At 72.3% G+C, this 18,002-nt stretch carries 16 protein-coding genes and 1 pseudogene; 13 read left to right on the forward strand and 4 right to left on the reverse strand.

The window, feature by feature from the left end:
• Positions 1-106: 106 nt before the first annotated feature.
• Both IEJ02_RS10145 and IEJ02_RS10150 read left to right on the forward strand, forming a co-directional pair.
• Entirely contained in the window at positions 107-1,303 is a 1,197-nt protein-coding gene (locus IEJ02_RS10145; RefSeq protein ID WP_191064488.1) for a sensor histidine kinase, read from the forward strand.
• Positions 1,304-1,360: 57 nt separating this feature from the next.
• The gene (locus IEJ02_RS10150; protein ID WP_191064442.1) at positions 1,361-2,056 is read left to right on the forward strand and encodes a response regulator transcription factor; all 696 of its coding nucleotides are present in this window, start codon (positions 1,361-1,363) and stop codon (positions 2,054-2,056) included.
• A gap of 90 nt (positions 2,057-2,146) precedes the next feature.
• On the opposite strand, the gene IEJ02_RS10155 is transcribed toward IEJ02_RS10150, so the two are convergent.
• From IEJ02_RS10155 to IEJ02_RS10165, 3 genes and pseudogenes are all read right to left on the reverse strand, one after another.
• The gene (locus IEJ02_RS10155) at positions 2,147-2,482 is read right to left on the reverse strand and encodes an ArsR/SmtB family transcription factor (protein WP_191064443.1); all 336 of its coding nucleotides are present in this window, start codon (positions 2,480-2,482) and stop codon (positions 2,147-2,149) included.
• Between the two features lie 72 nt (positions 2,483-2,554).
• Positions 2,555-3,637 (reverse strand): DUF5937 family protein, encoded by a 1,083-nt coding sequence (locus IEJ02_RS10160; protein WP_191064444.1) that lies wholly within the window; start codon positions 3,635-3,637, stop codon positions 2,555-2,557.
• Between the two features lie 333 nt (positions 3,638-3,970).
• Positions 3,971-5,263: pseudogene (locus IEJ02_RS10165) on the reverse strand (threonine aldolase family protein).
• Between the two features lie 148 nt (positions 5,264-5,411).
• Between IEJ02_RS10165 and IEJ02_RS10170 the strand changes: the two are divergent.
• The 10 genes from IEJ02_RS10170 (at position 5,412) to IEJ02_RS10215 (ending at position 14,189) form a co-directional block, all read left to right on the forward strand.
• Entirely contained in the window at positions 5,412-6,347 is a 936-nt protein-coding gene (locus IEJ02_RS10170; RefSeq protein ID WP_191064445.1) for a Rossmann-like and DUF2520 domain-containing protein, read from the forward strand.
• On the forward strand, positions 6,344-7,315 hold the full coding sequence (gene panC / locus IEJ02_RS10175; RefSeq protein ID WP_191064446.1) for a pantoate--beta-alanine ligase: 972 nt from the start codon (positions 6,344-6,346) through the stop codon (positions 7,313-7,315). The genes IEJ02_RS10170 and panC overlap by 4 nt, the downstream gene beginning before the upstream one ends.
• The gene (locus IEJ02_RS10180) at positions 7,312-9,081 is read left to right on the forward strand and encodes an L-aspartate oxidase (protein ID WP_191064447.1); all 1,770 of its coding nucleotides are present in this window, start codon (positions 7,312-7,314) and stop codon (positions 9,079-9,081) included. The genes panC and IEJ02_RS10180 overlap by 4 nt, the downstream gene beginning before the upstream one ends.
• Positions 9,078-10,109: a carboxylating nicotinate-nucleotide diphosphorylase gene (nadC, locus tag IEJ02_RS10185; RefSeq protein WP_317985772.1), complete on the forward strand. Its 1,032-nt coding sequence runs from the start codon at positions 9,078-9,080 to the stop codon at positions 10,107-10,109. The genes IEJ02_RS10180 and nadC overlap by 4 nt, the downstream gene beginning before the upstream one ends.
• A 107-nt stretch (positions 10,110-10,216) precedes the next feature.
• Positions 10,217-11,014 carry a type III pantothenate kinase gene (locus IEJ02_RS10190; protein WP_020870373.1) on the forward strand — a complete coding sequence of 266 codons (798 nt, stop codon included), beginning with the start codon at positions 10,217-10,219 and terminating at the stop codon, positions 11,012-11,014.
• Positions 11,015-11,375: 361 nt separating this feature from the next.
• Positions 11,376-12,191 (forward strand): hypothetical protein, encoded by an 816-nt coding sequence (locus tag IEJ02_RS10195; RefSeq protein ID WP_191064448.1) that lies wholly within the window; start codon positions 11,376-11,378, stop codon positions 12,189-12,191.
• 202 nt (positions 12,192-12,393) lie between these two features.
• The gene (locus IEJ02_RS10200) at positions 12,394-12,576 is read left to right on the forward strand and encodes a hypothetical protein (RefSeq protein ID WP_044573347.1); all 183 of its coding nucleotides are present in this window, start codon (positions 12,394-12,396) and stop codon (positions 12,574-12,576) included.
• A gap of 112 nt (positions 12,577-12,688) precedes the next feature.
• Positions 12,689-13,084, forward strand: a complete 396-nt coding sequence (locus IEJ02_RS10205) for a BlaI/MecI/CopY family transcriptional regulator (protein ID WP_075200364.1) — start codon at positions 12,689-12,691, stop codon at positions 13,082-13,084.
• A 22-nt stretch (positions 13,085-13,106) separates the two neighbouring features.
• Positions 13,107-13,628 (forward strand): amino-acid N-acetyltransferase, encoded by a 522-nt coding sequence (locus IEJ02_RS10210; protein ID WP_191064449.1) that lies wholly within the window; start codon positions 13,107-13,109, stop codon positions 13,626-13,628.
• Positions 13,629-13,850: 222 nt separating this feature from the next.
• A complete protein-coding gene (locus IEJ02_RS10215; protein WP_137978524.1) occupies positions 13,851-14,189 on the forward strand; it encodes a histone-like nucleoid-structuring protein Lsr2 in 339 nt (112 codons plus the stop codon).
• 5 nt (positions 14,190-14,194) lie between these two features.
• Here the strand turns inward: IEJ02_RS10215 and IEJ02_RS10220 are convergent, their stop codons facing one another.
• Positions 14,195-14,788 (reverse strand): SCO3374 family protein, encoded by a 594-nt coding sequence (locus IEJ02_RS10220; RefSeq protein ID WP_191064450.1) that lies wholly within the window; start codon positions 14,786-14,788, stop codon positions 14,195-14,197.
• Between the two features lie 508 nt (positions 14,789-15,296).
• On the opposite strand from IEJ02_RS10220, the gene IEJ02_RS10225 reads away from it, so the two are divergent.
• Entirely contained in the window at positions 15,297-17,822 is a 2,526-nt protein-coding gene (locus tag IEJ02_RS10225; protein WP_137978521.1) for an ATP-dependent Clp protease ATP-binding subunit, read from the forward strand.
• Positions 17,823-18,002: the final 180 nt, after the last annotated feature.

The raw sequence follows: 18,002 nt of genomic DNA on the forward strand, positions 1-18,002 counted from the left end.
GCCACGCTATGCGGAGTGGTCTCCACCTTGGGGAGTAGGGCCGGGCGTCGCGGATCGCCCCTCGGGCTGACCCGGGAGGGGTCTGACGATGCCTACGCTGGGTGACGTGCAGCGCCTCTACGAATTTCTCCGCAGGCATCCGACAGGGGTGGACACCTTCTGGGCCGTCCTCCTCGTCGGTTTCGGGTTCCTGTGGCTGGTGGAGGAGCCGGTGGGCCGGGACGCCCACATCGCGGGCGTCCCGATCGCCCTGGCGCTGGGCACGACGATCGCGCTGCGCCGCCGCGCCCCCGAGAAGATGCTGGTGCTGGCCATTCTGTGCGGTCTCGCCCAGATGGCCACGGACATCAGGCCCAATCCGACCGACTTCGCCATGCTGGTGATCGTCTACACGGTGGCGGTCAGCTCCTCGCGCCCGGCCTCCCGCTTCGCGCTGGGCGTGGCGATCAGCGCGTCCCCCCTCGGGGCGCTCCGCTGGCAGCCCACCCAGCAGGGCTGGTGGGAGGACGTGGTCTCGGCGGTCTTCGTCTCCATCCCCTTCGTTCTGGCCTGGGTGCTCGGCGACTCGATCCGCACCCGCCGCGCCTACTACGCGCAGCTGGAGGAGCGGGCCGCCCGGCTGGAGAAGGAGCGCGAGGCGCAGTCGAAGGTCGCGGTGGCCGCCGAGCGCGCCCGGATCGCACGGGAACTGCACGACGTCGTGGCGCACAACGTGTCGGTGATGGTGGTGCAGGCGGACGGCGCCGCGTACGTCCTGGACTCCTCGCCCGAACAGACCCGGCAGGCGCTGGAGACGATCTCCGGCACCGGCCGCCAGGCGCTCGCCGAGATGCGGCGGCTGCTGGGCGTGTTGCGCACCGGCGAGCCGGGCGAGGAGAACACTTATGTCCCGCAGCCGGACGTCGAGCAGATCGACGAGCTCGTGGAGCAGGTGCGCGGCGCCGGGCTCCCGGTGGACTTCAAGGTCGTGGGCAGCCCGCGCCAGCTCCCCAGCGGGGTCGAGCTGACCGCCTACCGCATCGTGCAGGAAGCGCTCACCAACACCCGTAAGCACGGCGGCCCGGACGTGGGCGCGAGCGTCCGCCTCACCTACTTCGACGACGGGCTCGGGCTGCTGGTCGAGGACGACGGGCGGGGCGCGCAGCACGAGATGTACGAGGACGGCGGCGCCGACGGCAGCGGCCATGGTCTGATCGGGATGCGGGAGCGCGTCGGCATGGTGGGCGGCACGCTCGACGCGGGCCCTCGGCCGGGCGGCGGCTTCCGGATCAGCGCGCTGCTGCCGCTGAAGCCGGTTCGTTGAGCCATCCGATAGGTGCGTAGGCCGGCTGTCAGGCCTGAGGGAAGGGACCCGTCCGGGATGTCGATCCGCGTCATGCTCGTCGATGACCAAGTGCTGCTGCGCACCGGCTTCCGGATGGTGCTCGCGGCCCAGCCCGATATGGAGGTCGTCGCCGAGGCGGGCGACGGGGTGGAGGCGCTCCAGGTGCTGCGCTCCACGGAGGTGGATGTCGTCCTCATGGACGTCCGGATGCCCAAGCTGGACGGGGTGGAGGCGACCCGGCGGATATGTGAGCGGGACGGGGCGCCGAAGGTCATCATCCTGACCACGTTCGACCTGGACGAGTACGCCTTCTCCGCGCTCAAGGCCGGGGCGGGCGGCTTCATGCTCAAGGACGTGCCGCCGGGCGAGCTGCTCGCGGCGATCCGCGCGGTGCACAGCGGCGACGCGGTGGTCGCGCCCAGCACGACGCGCCGGCTGCTGGACCGGTTCGCGCCGATGCTGCCGGGCGGCGGAGCCGGTGGCCCCGGGGGCCGGGCCCGTCCGGAGCTGGACCGGCTCACCGACCGGGAGCGCGAGGTGGTGCTGCTGGTCGCGCAGGGGCTGTCGAACGGCGAGATCGCGGCGCGGCTGGTGCTGTCCGAGGCGACCGTGAAGACCCATGTCGGCCGCATTCTCACCAAGTTGGAGCTGCGGGACCGGGTGCAGGTGGTGGTGATGGCCTACGAGACCGGGCTGGTCCGGGCCGGGGGGTCGGCCGGACCGGCCCGCTGAGGCGGCGGCCTTACGGTTGGGGCGACGGCCTTACGGCTGAGGTGGCGTCCTTACGGTTGAGGTGGCGTCCTTACGGTTGGCACGGCGTCCTTATGGCTCGTACGGCCGCTCGCGGAGCACCAGGTCGAGCAGTCCGGGGAAGCGCTGGTCGAACTCGGGGCGGCGCAGCCGGTTGACCCGCTTGGGGCCCAGGTCGCGCTGCTCGATCAGCCCGGCCGCGCGCAGCACCGAGAAGTGGTGGCTGAGGGCCGCCTTGCCCACGGGGACGTCGAAGGTGCCGCAGGTGTGCTCCCAGTCGGCCGCCGTGGCGAGCTCGCGGACCAGCTGGAGCCGCACGGGGTCGGCGAGCGCCGCGAGCGCGGTCCGCACGGGGACGTCGTCGGGGTGGGTGTGGTGCGGTGCGGACCGGTGGCTTCGGTTGCTCATCGCCGCTCCTCCGCCGCTCGCCGTTCCGACCGCGTTCACCGTGCGGTGAACATTTTAGGCGGGCCCGGCCCCCTACCGCAGAACGCTCTCCAGGAAGTCGCTGCCCAGCCGGGCCACCGACGGCAGGTCGAGCTGGTGCAGCACATAGCGGCCGCGGCGGCGGGTGGTGAGCAGACCGGCCTTCTTCAGCACGGCGATGTGGCGGGAGACCTCCGGGGGCGTGATGCCGTACGACTCGGAGAGCTCACCGGTGGTGTGCGGGCCGCGGGCCAGGGTGCGGCACAGCCGCATCCGCATCGGGTGGGCCAGGGCCTCGAGGCGGCGCTGGACGAGCTCCAGGGCGGCGGGCGGGGGGAGCTCGGGGGTGGCGACCGGGTACTGGATCACCGGGCGCCAGCCGGGGGCGTGGAGGACGACGAGATGCGGCCAGCCGAAGGCGGTCGGGATGAAGGTGATGCCGTCGCCGACCGCCGTCGTACGGCCGCCCGCCAGCTTGTCGACCACGATGCTGTGCCCGTCCTCGGACAGCGACAGCGCGGTCGAGGTCGACGCCAGCGCCTCCGCGAGCCCCTTGTGCCGCAGCAGCTCCGCCTTGTGGCGGGCGTCGGCGGCCAGCTGGATCCGCGTCCGCCGCCAGGTGTCGGCGAAGAACGCCTGGTCGCAGTCCTCCAGCAGCCGCCGCAGCCAGACCCGCAGCCCGTCCGGGTCCTCCAGCATGCGGTCGGTGAAGGCCGCCTGCCGCGGTCCCCGGGCGGCGGCCATCTCGCGGACCCGGGCCCGCTCGTCCGCGTCGACCAGCGGCGAGGGGGTGTGCCGGGTGTACGAGGGGGAGCAGGCGATCTCGAAGGCGGCCGCCACGAGCGTCTCGTCGTCGATCCGGTCCAGCGCGTCCAGCTCCTCGGCGAGCGTCGCCCCGGGGACGGCCGGGAGCAGCAGGTCGGAGCGGGCGGTGCGCCACAGGAAGTCCGCCTCGCAGAGCCGGTCCGCGAGGTCCGGTTTGAGCGCCGAGGCGGTGGCGGTGGCCCAGCCGTGCAGCCCGGGGTGGTGGCCGGGCTCGGACAGCACATGGAGCGCGGCGCCCAGCTCGGCGAGCGGGGACGGGCTGAAGACGATGCGCTCGGGCGGCAGCCCGGCGATGTCGATGACATTGGCCATGAACCCATGGTGCGGGAGCCCGGACCCGGCGCCGCCCTCGTTTGACACCGATCGTCAAACGGCGTGACCGGCGCCCGGGGCCGGGCGGACCGTCGAGCCATGTCCCTCACCGAGCAGTACGCACTCGATCTGTACCGGGCCGCCCAGCGCGGCGAGCCCACCCCGCCCGCACCGGGCCCGCACGACTGGCGCACCCTGCGGGAGCTGCGGGAGTACCGCGACTTCCGGGCCGTGATGGCCGGGCGCCCGGTCCGCCGCCGCGGCCGCCGTGGCCGCCTTATGGACGCCGTGCGCGCCGTAAGGGCGGTCGGGGAGGTGTTCGCGCGGCGCCGCTCAGCCCTCCGTAGGCTCCCGGCCCTCCGTGAGCTCCCGGGCCTCCGTGAGTCCCCGGGCCTCCGTGAGTCCCCGGGCCTCCGTGAGCTCCCGGATCCGGGCGAGGAAGGCGTCGGCCGCGGCCGTGACGTCGTCGGCCGTCCACTCGAGTGCGGATGAGGCGACCGTCAGCTCGGTCATGGCCAGACCGGGCGGCCCCGGCTCCCGCCAGCGACGGAACAGCACCGTCCGGGTCTCCTCCGCCAGCCGCACCCCCGCCTCGTCCAGCACCGCCGCCGGATACGGCAGCCACACCTGGAACTGGTGGGTGTGCGGCACCTCCGGGTGCACCCGGGACCAGCCCACCCCCGCGGCCGTGAACGCCGTCCGCAGCGCCGTGGCCACGACCCGCGCGTGCGCCACGTACGACGGCAGCCTCGGCAGCTCGCGGTCCAGGCCGTCCAGCGCGGCCAGCGCCGCCGGCCACTGCTGGAAGAGCTGCCCGCCGTACCGGTGGCGCCACGCCCTGGCCTCGGTCACCAGGGTCTCGGGCCCGGCCAGCGCCGCTCCCGAGAGGCCGCCGAGCGACTTGTAGAACGACACGTAGACGGAGTCCGCCAGGGCGGCGATCTCCGGCAGCTCCCGGCCGAAGTGCGCCGTGCACTCCCACAGCCGCGCCCCGTCGAAGTGCACCACCGCGTCCCGCTCCCGGGCCGCCTACACGGCCGCGACCAGCTCGTCCCACTCGGGCAGCACGAATCCGGCGTCGCGCAGCGGGAGTTCGAGGGCGAGGGTGCCGAACGGCTCGTCCAGGCCCCGGATCTCCTCGGCCGTGGGCGGCCGCGGCTCGCTCGTCGGACGCACCGCGCGCAGCCCGCTGACCGTCAGATACGCGTCCCGTTCGTGCATGTCCAGATGGGCCAGCGGGTGCAGCGCCACCACCGGACTGCCGGTGCGCCCCGCCCAGCAGCGCAGCGCGACCTGCTGCGCCATGGTGCCGGTGGGGAAGAACGCCGCGGCCTCCATGCCGAGCAGTTCGGCGACCCGCCGCTCGAGCTCCTCGACGATGCCGTCGCCGTAGATGTCCACCCAGCCGTCCCCGTCGTACGGCGCGGTGTCGGCGTCAAGGGCGGTCGTGAGGGCGGCCAGCCGCTCGGCGATCCGCACCTCCGCGGGCCCGCGCGCGAGCGTTCGTTCGGCGCCGTGCCAGGCCGCGAGGCGGCGCGCCCGCGCGGCCCGCTCCGTCCCGCCGCCCGTGCCGTCCATCTCGGCTGCCTCGGCTGCCTCGTCCGTCCCGTCCGTCCCGTCCGTCATGGGTTGATCATGTCGCACGCCTGTCCATCGGACCACAGAGTTGTCCACAGGGCTCGGGCGTGCGGCCAAACCCCCCGGAAACACTCGCGTAGCATGGCGGGGAATCGTCCGGTACCCCCTGAGGACTGGAACGGAAGGCCGTTGCCGCGTGAATGCTCAACCACTGCCTGAGCCGCAGGACCGACCTGCCCGGCTCACCGTCGGGGTCGTCGGCGCCGGCCGCGTCGGCCCGGCCCTCGCTGCCTCGCTGAGGCTGGCCGGGCACCGCCCGGTCGCCGCGTCCGGTGTCTCCGACGCCTCCGTGCGCCGGGCCGCCGCCCTGCTTCCCGAAGTCCCCGTCGTGCCGCCCTCCGAGGTGCTGGCGCGGGCCGAGCTGGTGCTGCTCACCGTCCCCGACGACGCGCTGCCCGAGCTGGTCGCCGGCCTGGCCGAGACCGGCGCGGTGCGCCCCGGCCAGCTGCTGGTGCACACCTCCGGGCGGTACGGCGTCAGCGTGCTGGAGCCCGCGCTGCGGGCCGGTGCGCTGCCGCTCGCGCTGCACCCCGTCATGACCTTCACCGGCACTTCGGTGGACATCCAGCGGCTGGCCGGCTGCTCCTTCGGCGTCACCGCGCCCGAGGAGCTGCGGCTTGCGGCCGAGGCGCTGGTCATCGAGATGGGCGGGGAGCCCGAGTGGATCGCGGAGGAGTCCCGTCCGCTCTATCACGCCGCCCTCGCCATCGGCGCCAACCACCTCACCACGCTGGTCGCCCAGTCCCTGGAGCTGCTGCGCGCGTCCGGGGTCGAGGCCCCCGACCGGATGCTCGGCCCCCTCCTCGGCGCCGCGCTGGACAACGCGCTGCGCAGCGGCGACGCCGCGCTCACCGGTCCGGTCGCGCGCGGCGACGCGGGCACGGTCGCCGCCCATGTCGCCGAGTTGCGGCGGCACGCCCCGCATGCCGTCGCCGGCTATCTGGCCATGGCCCGTACGACCGCGGACCGGGCGCTCGCTCACGGCCTGCTCAAGCCGGAGCTCGCCGAGGACCTGCTGGGCGTGCTCTCGGACGTGACCGACGCGCGGGGCCGGGGAGGTAGTGAGGGATGAGCCCGAAGCTGTGGACCAAGGCGCTTCCTGGGGAGCCGGATGTGGAGCTGTTCCGTCATCGCCCGGAGCTGGACGCGGCGCTCGCCCACTTCGCCGTGCCGGGGCGCACGGCCGTCGTGATGACCATGGGCGCGCTGCACGACGGGCACGCCTCGCTCATCCGCGCCGCCCGCGCCCGGGTGGGCGCCAAGGGCCTGGTGACCGTCACCGTCTTCGTCAATCCGCTGCAGTTCGGCGCGGGCGAGGACCTCGACCGCTATCCGCGCACCCTCGACGCCGACCTCAAGGTCGCGGCCGCGGCGGGCGCGGACATCGTCTTCGCCCCCACCGCCGAGGAGGTCTATCCGGGCGGCGAGCCGGGCGTCCGGATGACCGCCGGGACCCTGGGCGAGCGCTATGAGGGCGCCTCGCGCCCCGGCCACTTCGACGGGATGCTCACCGTCGTCGCCAAGCTGCTCCACCTCACCCGCCCCGACATCGCCTTCTTCGGCGAGAAGGACGCCCAGCAGCTGTCGCTGGTCCGCCGGATGGTCCGCGACCTGAACTTCCCCGTGGAGATCGTCGGCGTCCCCACCGTCCGGGAGGGTGACGGGCTCGCCCTCTCCAGCCGTAACCGCTATCTGAGCGCCCAGGAGCGGGACACCGCGCTGGCCCTGTCCCGGGCGCTGTTCGCGGGGCGCGACGCGGGGCTGCTGGCGGCCGGTGAGGGCCCGGCCGGGTCCGAGGAGCACGAGCTCATACGGGTCGCGTCGCCCGCCGCGGTGCGGTCCGCGGCGCGGGCGGTGCTCGACGAGGCGGCGGGTCTCGAGCCGCCGCTCGTCCTGGACTATCTGGCCCTGGTCGACCCCGCCGACTTCACCGAGGTCCCCGACGGACACACGGGCGAGGCCGTGCTGGCCGTGGCCGCCAAGGTCGGCGCCACCCGCCTGATAGACAACATCCGCCTGCGGATCGGAGCCGCCCGATGACCCGTCCGACCGGGCGCCCGGCGGCCGAGACCGCCGTCCCCGCCACCGCCCTGCGCGCCCCCGCCCCCGGCTGGGCCACCGAGGCCGATGTCGTGGTCGTCGGCTCCGGGGTCGCCGGGCTGACGGCGGCGCTGCGCTGCGCCGCGGCCGGGGCCAAGGTCACCGTGGTCACCAAGGCCCGGCTGGACGACGGCTCCACGCGCTGGGCCCAGGGCGGCATAGCCGCCGCCCTCGGCGAGGGCGACACCCCCGGGCAGCACCTGGACGACACCCTGGTGGCCGGTGCCGGGCTCTGCGACGAGCGGGCGGTGCGGGCGCTGGTCACCGAGGGGCCCGACGCGGTGCGCCGGCTCATCGACACCGGCGCCCGCTTCGACGCCGACGACGCCACGGGCGAGATCCTGCTGACCCGCGAGGGCGGCCACCACCGCCGCCGGATCGCCCACGCGGGCGGCGACGCGACCGGCGCGGAGATCTCCCGGGCCCTGGTCGAGGCGGTCCGCGCGGCCGGTATCGACACCGTGGAGAACGCCCTGGTGCTCGACCTGCTCAAGGACGGCTCCGGCCGGGCGGCCGGGGTCACCCTGCACGTCATGGGCGAGGGCCGGCGGGACGGCGTGGGCGCGGTGCTTGCGGACGCGGTCGTGCTCGCCACGGGCGGCATGGGCCAGATCTACTCCGCCACCACCAACCCCGCCGTCTCCACCGGCGACGGGGTCGCGCTCGCGCTGCGCGCCGGGGCCCAGGTCAGCGATCTGGAGTTCGTGCAGTTCCATCCCACGGTGCTGTGGCTGGGCCCGGAGGCGGAGGGCCAGCAGCCGCTGGTCTCGGAGGCGGTGCGTGGCGAGGGCGCCCATCTCGTGGACGCCGACGGGGTGCGGTTCATGCGGGGGCAGCACGAACTGGCCGAGCTGGCGCCCCGTGACATCGTCGCCAAGGGCATCATGCGGCGGATGCGGGAGCGCGGCGCCGAGCACATGTACCTGGACGCCCGCCACTTCGGGGCCGAGATGTGGGCGCGGCGCTTCCCGACCATCCTCGCCGCCTGCCGCGCCCACGGCATCGACCCGGTGACCGAGCCCATCCCGGTCGCCCCGGCCGCGCACTACGCGAGCGGCGGGGTCCGCACCGACCTGCGCGGCCGCACCACCGTCCCCGGCCTCTACGCCTGTGGGGAGGTCGCCTGCACCGGCGTCCACGGCGCCAACCGACTGGCCTCCAACTCCCTTCTGGAGGGCCTGGTCTTCGCGGAGCGCATCGCGGAGGACATCACCGCCCGGGCGGAGTCCGCGGGACGCGAGCGCCGCGCGGAGCGGACCAGGCCATCGGCTCCCGCCGCTTCCGGCGACGCGCCCCTGCTCGCCTCCGAGGCCCGCTACGAGATCCAGCACATCATGACCCACGGCGCCGGGGTGCTCCGCTCCGCCGAGAGCCTGGCCCGCGCCGCCGACCGGCTGGAGCGCGTCCAGGACGAGGCCGCGGCGCAGCTGCGGCGGGACGGCAAGACGGCCGAGCCCGGGGTCGAGACCTGGGAGGCCACCAACCTCCATCTCGTGGCCCGGGTCCTGGTGGCCGCCGCGCTCCGCCGCGAGGAGACCCGCGGCTGCCACTGGCGCGAGGACCGCCCCGAGCGGGACGACGCCGCCTGGCGCCGCCACCTGCTGGTCACCCTCCGCCCGGACGGCACCCTCGATGTCCGTTCCACGGACTCCGAAGCGTTCCCCCCAACGACCACCCCCCGAGCCGAGACGGAGTCCCGCCCGTGAGCAGCAGCACATCCGAAGACCGCCGGCCACCCGTGTCCCTGCCGCTGCTGCAGATCGGCGGCCCCGGTGAGGGGGGCGGCTGCGGCGATGGCTGCGGCTGCGGCGGTGACGACGGTGCACTCGACCCGATGGAGTGCGGTCTGGACCCCGATCTCGCCGAGCTGCTGATCCGCGCGGGACTCGACCCCATCCAGGTCGAGGACATCGCCCACATGGCCATCGAGGAGGACCTCGACCAGGGCGTGGACGTCACCACGGTGGCCACCGTCCCCGAGGACGCCTTCGCCACCGGCGACTTCACGGCCCGTGAGACGGGCACCGTCGCGGGGCTGCGGATCGCCGAGGCGATCCTGTCCGTGGTCTGCACGGACGAGTTCGAGGTCGAGCGGCATGTGGAGGACGGCGACCGGGTGGAGCCCGGCCAGAAGCTGCTCAGCGTCCGCACCCGCACCCGCGACCTGCTCACCGGCGAGCGCAGCGCGCTCAACCTGCTGTGCCGGCTCTCCGGCATCGCGACGGCGACCCGTGCGTGGGCCGACGCCCTCGAGGGGACGAAGACCAAGGTCCGTGACACCCGTAAGACCACTCCGGGGCTGCGCGCCCTGGAGAAGTACGCGGTGCGCTGCGGCGGCGGGGTCAACCACCGGATGTCGCTCTCGGACGCCGCGCTGGTCAAGGACAACCACGTGATCGCGGCGGGCGGTGTCGCGGAGGCGTTCGGCGCCGTACGGGCCGAGTTCCCGGATGTGCCGATCGAGGTGGAGGTCGACACCCTGGAGCAGATCCCGCCGGTCCTGGAGGCGGGCGCGGATCTCATCCTGCTGGACAACTTCACCCCGGAGCGGACCCGCGAGGCCGTCGAGCTGGTCGCCGGGCGCGCCGCGCTGGAGTCCTCGGGACGGCTGACGCTGGCCAACGCCCGTACGTACGCCGAGACGGGCGTCGACTATCTGGCGGTCGGCGCGCTCACCCACTCCTCCCCGATCCTGGACATCGGCTTGGACCTGCGCGAGGCCGAGGAGAAGTAAGCGATGCTCCTGACCATCGACGTCGGCAACACCCGCCCGCCCGTCGCCCCACCCCCCACCCCAGGGCTCGCCCCCGGCCGTGAGCCCGACCGGAAGCGGTGCCGCCCATGCTCCTGACCATCGACGTCGGCAACACCCATACCGTGCTCGGCCTCTTCGACGGCGACGAGATCGTCGAGCACTGGCGGATCTCCACCGACGCCCGCCGCACCGCCGATGAACTCGCCGTCCTCCTCCAGGGCCTGATGGGCATGCATCCGCTGCTCGGCGAGGAGCTGGGCGACGGCATCGCGGGCATCTCCATCTGCTCCACCGTCCCCTCCGTCCTCCACGAGCTGCGCGAGGTGACCCGCCGCTACTACGGCGATGTGCCGTCCGTCCTGGTCGAGCCCGGCGTGAAGACCGGTGTCCCGATCCTGGTGGACAACCCCAAGGAGGTCGGCGCCGACCGGATCATCAACGCGCTGGCCGCCGTGGAGCTCTACGAGGGTCCGTGCGTGGTGGTCGACTTCGGCACCGCGACGACCTTCGACGCGGTCAGCGCGCGCGGGGAGTACGTGGGTGGGGTGATCGCGCCGGGCATCGAGATCTCGGTCGAGGCGCTGGGCGTACGCGGGGCGCAATTGCGCAAGATCGAACTGGCCCGCCCACGCAGCGTGATCGGGAAGAACACGGTGGAGGCCATGCAGTCCGGCATCCTCTACGGCTTCGCGGGCCAGGTGGACGGAATCGTCCGCCGTATGGCGCGCGAGCTCGCCCAGGACCCGGAGGACGTCACCGTGATCGCCACCGGCGGGCTGGCGCCCATGGTGCTAGGAGAATCCTCAGTGATCGATGAGCATGAGCCCTGGTTGACCCTGATCGGCCTCAGACTGGTCTACGAACGGAACGTCTCGCGCGGCTGAGCACCGGCGATCGGCTCTTCACCTGCTCTTCACCCGGGCGCTCGACCGCATTGACGGCATTCCGAAACGAATTCCCGCACTCGGGATTCGTCATGCGCAACTGATCGCTCTTCGCCAATGGGTCAAGGGGCGGTCGAGGGAAAGACGGCACATCGAATTCCGTATTGACAAGCGGAACGGCCGTCGACCATGTGCACCGGCACCCGGATGCGACGGTCCGCCCCCGGGTGCCGGGTCCGGACGGGACCGCCTCGGCGCGGTCCCGTCCGGCGCTTCCCCCGTATGGCCGCTCGGCGTCCGCAACGCGCCGCACCGTCCGGCGCTCAGCGAAATTTGTCCGCTTAGCACTTAAAGTCGCCCCATGCCCACGCCATATGGATCCCGCGGCGGAATGGCGTTCAGTGCGGATGAGCTGCGTGTGCTCCGACGCGCCCTCGCCATCGCCCTCCAACCCGACCCCGTCACCCCCTCCGCCGGCCCCCTCGGCCCGGACCGGGCGGAGGAGGTCCAGGACTGTCTCCGGCTCGCCGAGGCCGTGGACGAAGCGGTCCGCGAGGGCGGGCGGCTGCGAGCGTTCCTGCTCGACGAGCTCGCCCGCTACCGCGCCGCCCTGCCCGGCGCCGCCGTCGGCTATCTCGAGCAGCTCCAGGGCGCCCTGGCGGCCGGTTACGAGCCGCTGGCCGAGGATCTGGCCGCGCTCCGCGCGCTGTGCGGGTCGGCCGCCGGGGGCGATGAGGCCACGCGCCGGCGCGCGCTGCTGAGCCAGTGTGAATACCTCGCCGAGCGGGGCGTACGCGCCCGGCTCGCGGAGCGCGCCGGCGCCGTCGTGGAGCCCCGTACGCGCCCCGTGGCGCCCCGGCTGCGCGCCCTGCCCGGCGGGGTCTCGGCGGGCTCCGGGACGGCCGCGCGGGGGGCCGCCCGGAGGGGGCCCGAGACCGCGCGGGAGGCCGTGCAGAAGGCCGACGAGCCCAAGCGTGAGCCCCATAAGAAGCCCACGCCGCCGGAGCATGGCGACCGCGAGGAGCCGAAGCGGAGGGAGCCGGGCCGCCGGGCGCCGCGCCCGGGGCGCCCGGTGCCCACGCCGGCGGAGGTCTTCCCACCCAAGCGCCGCCGCCCCTCGCCGCCCCCGGAGCACGAGTCGAGGCTCGCGCCCGGCGCCGGGGCCCGCTCCGCCTGACGGGCTGCCTTCGGGGGTGCCCCGCCCCGTCCGGGACCGGTGCCGGAGGGCTCGCGCCCGGCGCCGGGGCCCGCTCCGCCTGACCCGGCCGCCCCCCATGGCGCCCCGCCCGGGACCGGTGCCCGGCTCCGGTGCCCGGCTCCGGGCGGCCGCGGCGCGCCGCGTAATCTGGTGGTCTCGAGCAACAAGGAGGCCGAGAGCCATGGATTACGTCTCCGCGCTGGTCCCGCCCGTCGTGATGGCCGTGGCCTTCACCGCGCTCATCGTGACGATGGTGAAGAGCCAGGGCGGCGCCAACAAGTCCAAGGAGGACGCCGCGGTGGATGCCGCGCTGGCGGCCCGCGCCGAGGCCGAGCGCCCGGCGCCGGAGCGCGAGACCTCCTGAGCGGATCGATCACGCCGGACCACGCCCCGCGGACGCGTCGCGTCCCGGGGCGTGTGGCTTTTCGATCCCCACCCTCCGGACATTCGAGACATCTCCCACTATTATTCTCGGTGTGCCTCGGCCATTGGGAGATCTCGAAGACGCGGTCATGACGCGGGTGTGGAAGTGGAACCGCCCGGTCACGGTCCGGGAAGTCCTGGAAGACCTTCAGCGGGAACGCTCGATCGCCTACACCACGGTCATGACCGTAATGGACAACCTGCATCACAAGGGCTGGCTGCGCCGTGAGGTGGAAGGCCGCGCCTATCGATATGCCGCGGTCTCCACGCGCGCCGCCTACTCGGCCGCACTGATGAACGAAGCGTGGTCGACCAGTGACAACCCGGCGGCGGCACTCGTCGCGTTCTTCGGGATGATGTCCGAAGAGCAGCGCGACGCACTACGGGATGCCATGCGCGTCGCACAACTGGGGGAGCCGGGGGAGAGCCCCGGTGAGTCGGGGCGATGACCCGGGGCGATAGCGTCCGCTCATGTCCTCCCCACTATCAAAAGTAGTCACCGTCCGCCGTGCCCGGACCAGCGATGTTCGGGCGGTGCGTCGCCTCATCGACTCGTACGTGGACGATCGCATCCTGCTCGACAAAGCCACCGTGACGCTTTACGAGGACATCCAGGAGTTCTGGGTCGCCGAGCGCGACGAGGACGCTGAGGTCATTGGCTGCGGAGCGCTGCACGTCATGTGGGAAGACCTCGCGGAGGTCCGCACTCTCGCCGTCGATCGGACTCTCAAGGGCACCGGTGTAGGGCATCTGGTGCTTGACAAGCTGCTGCAGACCGCGCGCTGGCTGGGCGTGCGGCGCATTTTCTGCCTCACCTTCGAAGTCGACTTCTTCACCAAGCACGGCTTCGTGGAGATCGGCGAGACGCCGGTCGACGGCGATGTGTACAGCGAGCTCCTGCGTTCCTATGACGAGGGCGTCGCCGAGTTCCTTGGTCTCGAACGGGTGAAGCCGAACACCCTTGGCAACAGCCGGATGCTTCTGCAACTGTGATCGCGGGCCCTATGTCCGAATCGCTCCCCTATCACATAGCTCCGGAACATCGCCTTCCACGAGGCTTCCCGCTTGGCCGATCGCTCGAACCTTCCCGGGGGGTTTGTGTTTTTCCGGGAAAAGCGGTTTCCTATTCTCTCGTAGTGTAATTACCTGGGGGGTGAGTCATCAGCGGCTAACGCCGCGCCCCCGAGCCCCCCGGTTTTCCCTGAAAGGAACCCCATGGCACAGAAGGTTCAGGTCCTTCTTGTCGACGACCTCGACGGCGGCGAGGCGGACGAGACCGTGACGTTCGCTCTGGACGGCAAGAGCTACGAGATCGACCTCACCACTGCCAACGCGGACAAGCTCCGTGACGCCCTGGAGCCGTACACCAAGGGCGGCCGGCGCACCGGTGGCCGGGCCTCCGGCGGCCGGGGCAAGGCGCGCGCGGCGGCGGGTGGCGGCGGTCAGGACACCGCGAAGATCCGCGCCTGGGCGAAGGAGAACGGCTACGAGGTCAACGACCGCGGCCGTGTTCCGGCGACCGTCCGTGAGGCGTACGAGAAGGCCAACGGCTGAGCGCGTCACCCTTCCCCGGCTCGCCGCTGCCTGGGCAGCGGCAGGGCGCGCACCAACCGGGCTCGGTGGCACTCCGTGGCCGCCGCGCTCACGAGCCGCACGAGATCGGGGGCGCCCCCATCGCCCCCGAAGCCTGCCCTCGGCAGCGTCGGCTCCACCCCGCCCTTCGCGTCGGGAGGTCGCAGCCATACGGCGGCCTCCTGCGGGCACCGCTCACCGGGCGTCCCGGCGCCCAGGGACGGTGGCCAGGAGCGGGCGGGGCATGGCGCGGTGATCCGGCCTCCGGCGCCGATCGCGCCCAGGTCCAGGGCCACACCGCCCCACTCCAGCCAGTCGAGCAGCCCCGGAAGCTCGTCCGCGCTACCAGCGGCCACCAGGAGCCGCATCCAGGCGCCCTCCACCGCGACCGGACCGGTCCGCGGTACGCGCCGCAGCATCGCGAAACCGGCCACGGCCGGCAGTTCGATGACGTCGAAGGCCACCCCCGTGAGCAATTCGACGGGATCGCTGCCGGCCGTCGGCCAGCCCAGCTCCCGCTCGTACCAGCGTGACCGGGCGGCCGGTGCGGACGGCTCCGCGCCGTGGGCCCTGAGGATCATGCCCAGCAGAACTCCCGGCCCGCCCGCTTGGTTACGCGGGCGGTGACGTTCGGACGCGACGATCTCCGTACGCGATGACGCTCCGTATCGATCCGTGTGCGCTCCGTACCCAAAAGGGCCCCCGCAGGGCCGGTGAACGGGCGCAAGGTTGTTCGCCCGTAGCGGATGGAACCGGCCCTCACGGCATGGAGTATCTGTGCTTGCGGGTAAGACATCCCTAGTGGGGAGGGGCGGTCCGCATGTCAGGAGGAAGCGGCGTTCGCCATCGGCGTACTGGCGGTGGGCGTAGATGCCTGGCCTGCGGGAACATCGTCTCGCACCATCGGGTTGAAGCAGTTGTCGGCTGTTCGGGCAGGAGGCAAGTAGCTTTTTGCCCCGTGCGAGCGGGGGTGATCCGGACGGTTGTCGGCAGTTGGAATGAGCTGTCCCGGGTTGCGGGACTAGCATGCGGAAGGACAGGGAGGGGATCGTCCCCGATCTTTCTGACCGCTCTGAGGAGCGATTAACGATGTTCGAGAGGTTCACCGACCGCGCGCGGCGGGTTGTCGTCCTGGCTCAGGAAGAGGCCCGGATGCTCAACCACAACTACATCGGCACCGAACACATCCTCCTGGGCCTGATCCACGAGGGTGAGGGTGTCGCCGCTAAGGCCCTGGAGAGCCTCGGGATTTCGCTCGAGGCGGTCCGCCAGCAGGTGGAGGAGATCATCGGGCAGGGGCAGCAGGCCCCGTCCGGGCACATCCCCTTCACCCCCCGTGCCAAGAAGGTCCTGGAGCTGTCGCTCCGCGAGGCCCTTCAGCTCGGCCACAACTACATCGGTACGGAGCACATCCTGCTCGGCCTGATCCGCGAGGGCGAGGGCGTCGCCGCCCAGGTCCTCGTGAAGCTGGGCGCCGATCTGAACCGGGTCCGGCAGCAGGTCATCCAGCTGCTCTCCGGCTACCAGGGCAAGGAGGCCGCCACCGCCGGCGGCCCGGCGGAGGGCACTCCCTCCACCTCGCTCGTCCTGGACCAGTTCGGCCGCAATCTCACCCAGGCCGCCCGCGAATCCAAGCTCGACCCGGTCATCGGGCGCGAGAAGGAGATCGAGCGGGTCATGCAGGTGCTCTCGCGCCGCACCAAGAACAACCCGGTCCTCATCGGCGAGCCCGGCGTCGGCAAGACGGCGGTCGTCGAGGGACTGGCCCAGGCCATCGTCAAGGGCGAGGTGCCCGAGACCCTCAAGGACAAGCACCTCTACACCCTGGACCTGGGCGCCCTGGTCGCCGGCTCCCGCTACCGCGGTGACTTCGAGGAGCGCCTGAAGAAGGTGCTCAAGGAGATCCGCACCCGCGGCGACATCATCCTGTTCATCGACGAGCTCCACACCCTGGTGGGTGCGGGTGCCGCCGAGGGCGCGATCGACGCCGCGAGCATCCTGAAGCCGATGCTGGCGCGGGGCGAGCTCCAGACCATCGGCGCGACCACGCTCGACGAGTACCGCAAGTACCTGGAGAAGGACGCGGCCCTGGAGCGCCGCTTCCAGCCCATCCAGGTCGCCGAGCCGTCGCTGCCGCACACCATCGAGATCCTCAAGGGCCTGCGGGACCGCTACGAGGCGCACCACCGCGTCTCGATCACGGACTCGGCCCTGGTCGCGGCCGCCACCCTGGCCGACCGCTACATCTCGGACCGCTTCCTACCGGACAAGGCGATCGACCTGATCGACGAGGCCGGTTCCCGGATGCGGATCCGCCGGATGACCGCACCGCCGGACCTGCGCGAATTCGACGAGAAGATCGCCGATGTGCGCCGGGAGAAGGAGTCCGCGATCGACTCGCAGGACTTCGAGATGGCCGCGGGCCTGCGCGACAAGGAGAAGCAGCTCCTGGCCGCCAAGGCGAAGCGGGAGAAGGAGTGGAAGGCCGGCGACATGGACGTCGTCGCCGAGGTCGACGAGGAGCTGATCGCCGAGGTCCTGGCCACGGCCACCGGCATCCCGGTCTTCAAGCTCACCGAGGAGGAGTCCTCCCGGCTGCTGCGCATGGAGGACGAGCTGCACAAGCGCGTCATCGGCCAGAAGGACGCCATCAAGGCGCTCTCCCAGGCCATCCGGCGCACGCGTGCGGGCCTCAAGGACCCCAAGCGCCCCGGTGGCTCGTTCATCTTCGCGGGCCCGTCCGGTGTCGGTAAGACCGAGCTCAGCAAGACCCTCGCCGAGTTCCTCTTCGGCGACGAGGACGCGATGATCTCGCTCGACATGTCGGAGTTCAGCGAGAAGCACACCGTCTCGCGGCTCTTCGGCTCCCCGCCCGGATACGTGGGCTACGAGGAGGGCGGCCAGCTCACCGAGAAGGTGCGCCGCAAGCCGTTCTCCGTGGTCCTCTTCGACGAGGTCGAGAAGGCCCACCCGGACATCTTCAACTCGCTGCTGCAGATCCTGGAGGACGGTCGGCTGACCGACTCCCAGGGCCGGGTCGTGGACTTCAAGAACACGGTGATCATCATGACCACCAACCTCGGCACCCGGGACATCTCCAAGGGCTTCAACCTGGGCTTCGCCGCCCAGGGCGATGTGAAGACCGGCTACGAGCGGATGAAGGCCAAGGTCAACGAGGAGCTGAAGCAGCACTTCCGCCCCGAGTTCCTGAACCGTGTCGATGACACCGTGGTCTTCCACCAGCTCACCGAGGACGACATCATCCAGATCGTCGACCTCATGATCGCCAAGGTGGACGAGCGGCTGAAGGACCGCGACATGGGCATCGAGCTCAGCGGTGACGCCAAGAAGCTGCTGGCCAAGCGGGGCTACGACCCGGTCCTGGGCGCCCGGCCGCTGCGCCGGACGATCCAGCGCGAGGTCGAGGACGTGCTCTCGGAGAAGATCCTCTTCGGCGAGCTGCGTCCGGGCCACATCGTGGTCGTGGACACCGAGGGCGAGGGTGAGGAGAAGAAGTTCACCTTCCGCGGCGAGGAGAAGTCGGCGCTGCCGGACACCCCGCCGATCGAGTCCGCCGCCGGTGGCGCGGGCCCGAACCTGAGCAAGGAGGCGTGACGCGGAGCTTGAGCTTCGCCGATCGCCTTGGGGCCGCCCCGGACCGTTTCCCGGTCCGGGGCGGCCCCCTTTTGTGCGGGGCTGCGGGGCCCTTTTGTGTGGGGCCTGCGGGGGCTGCCTTTTGTGTGGGGGCTGCGTAGGGGCTGCGCTGGCGTGGCTGCCTAGGGGCTGGGCAGGCGC

Source organism: Streptomyces sp. 5-10 (assembly GCF_014712245.1).
Classification (GTDB): Bacteria; Actinomycetota; Actinomycetes; order Streptomycetales; family Streptomycetaceae; genus Streptomyces; species Streptomyces violaceusniger.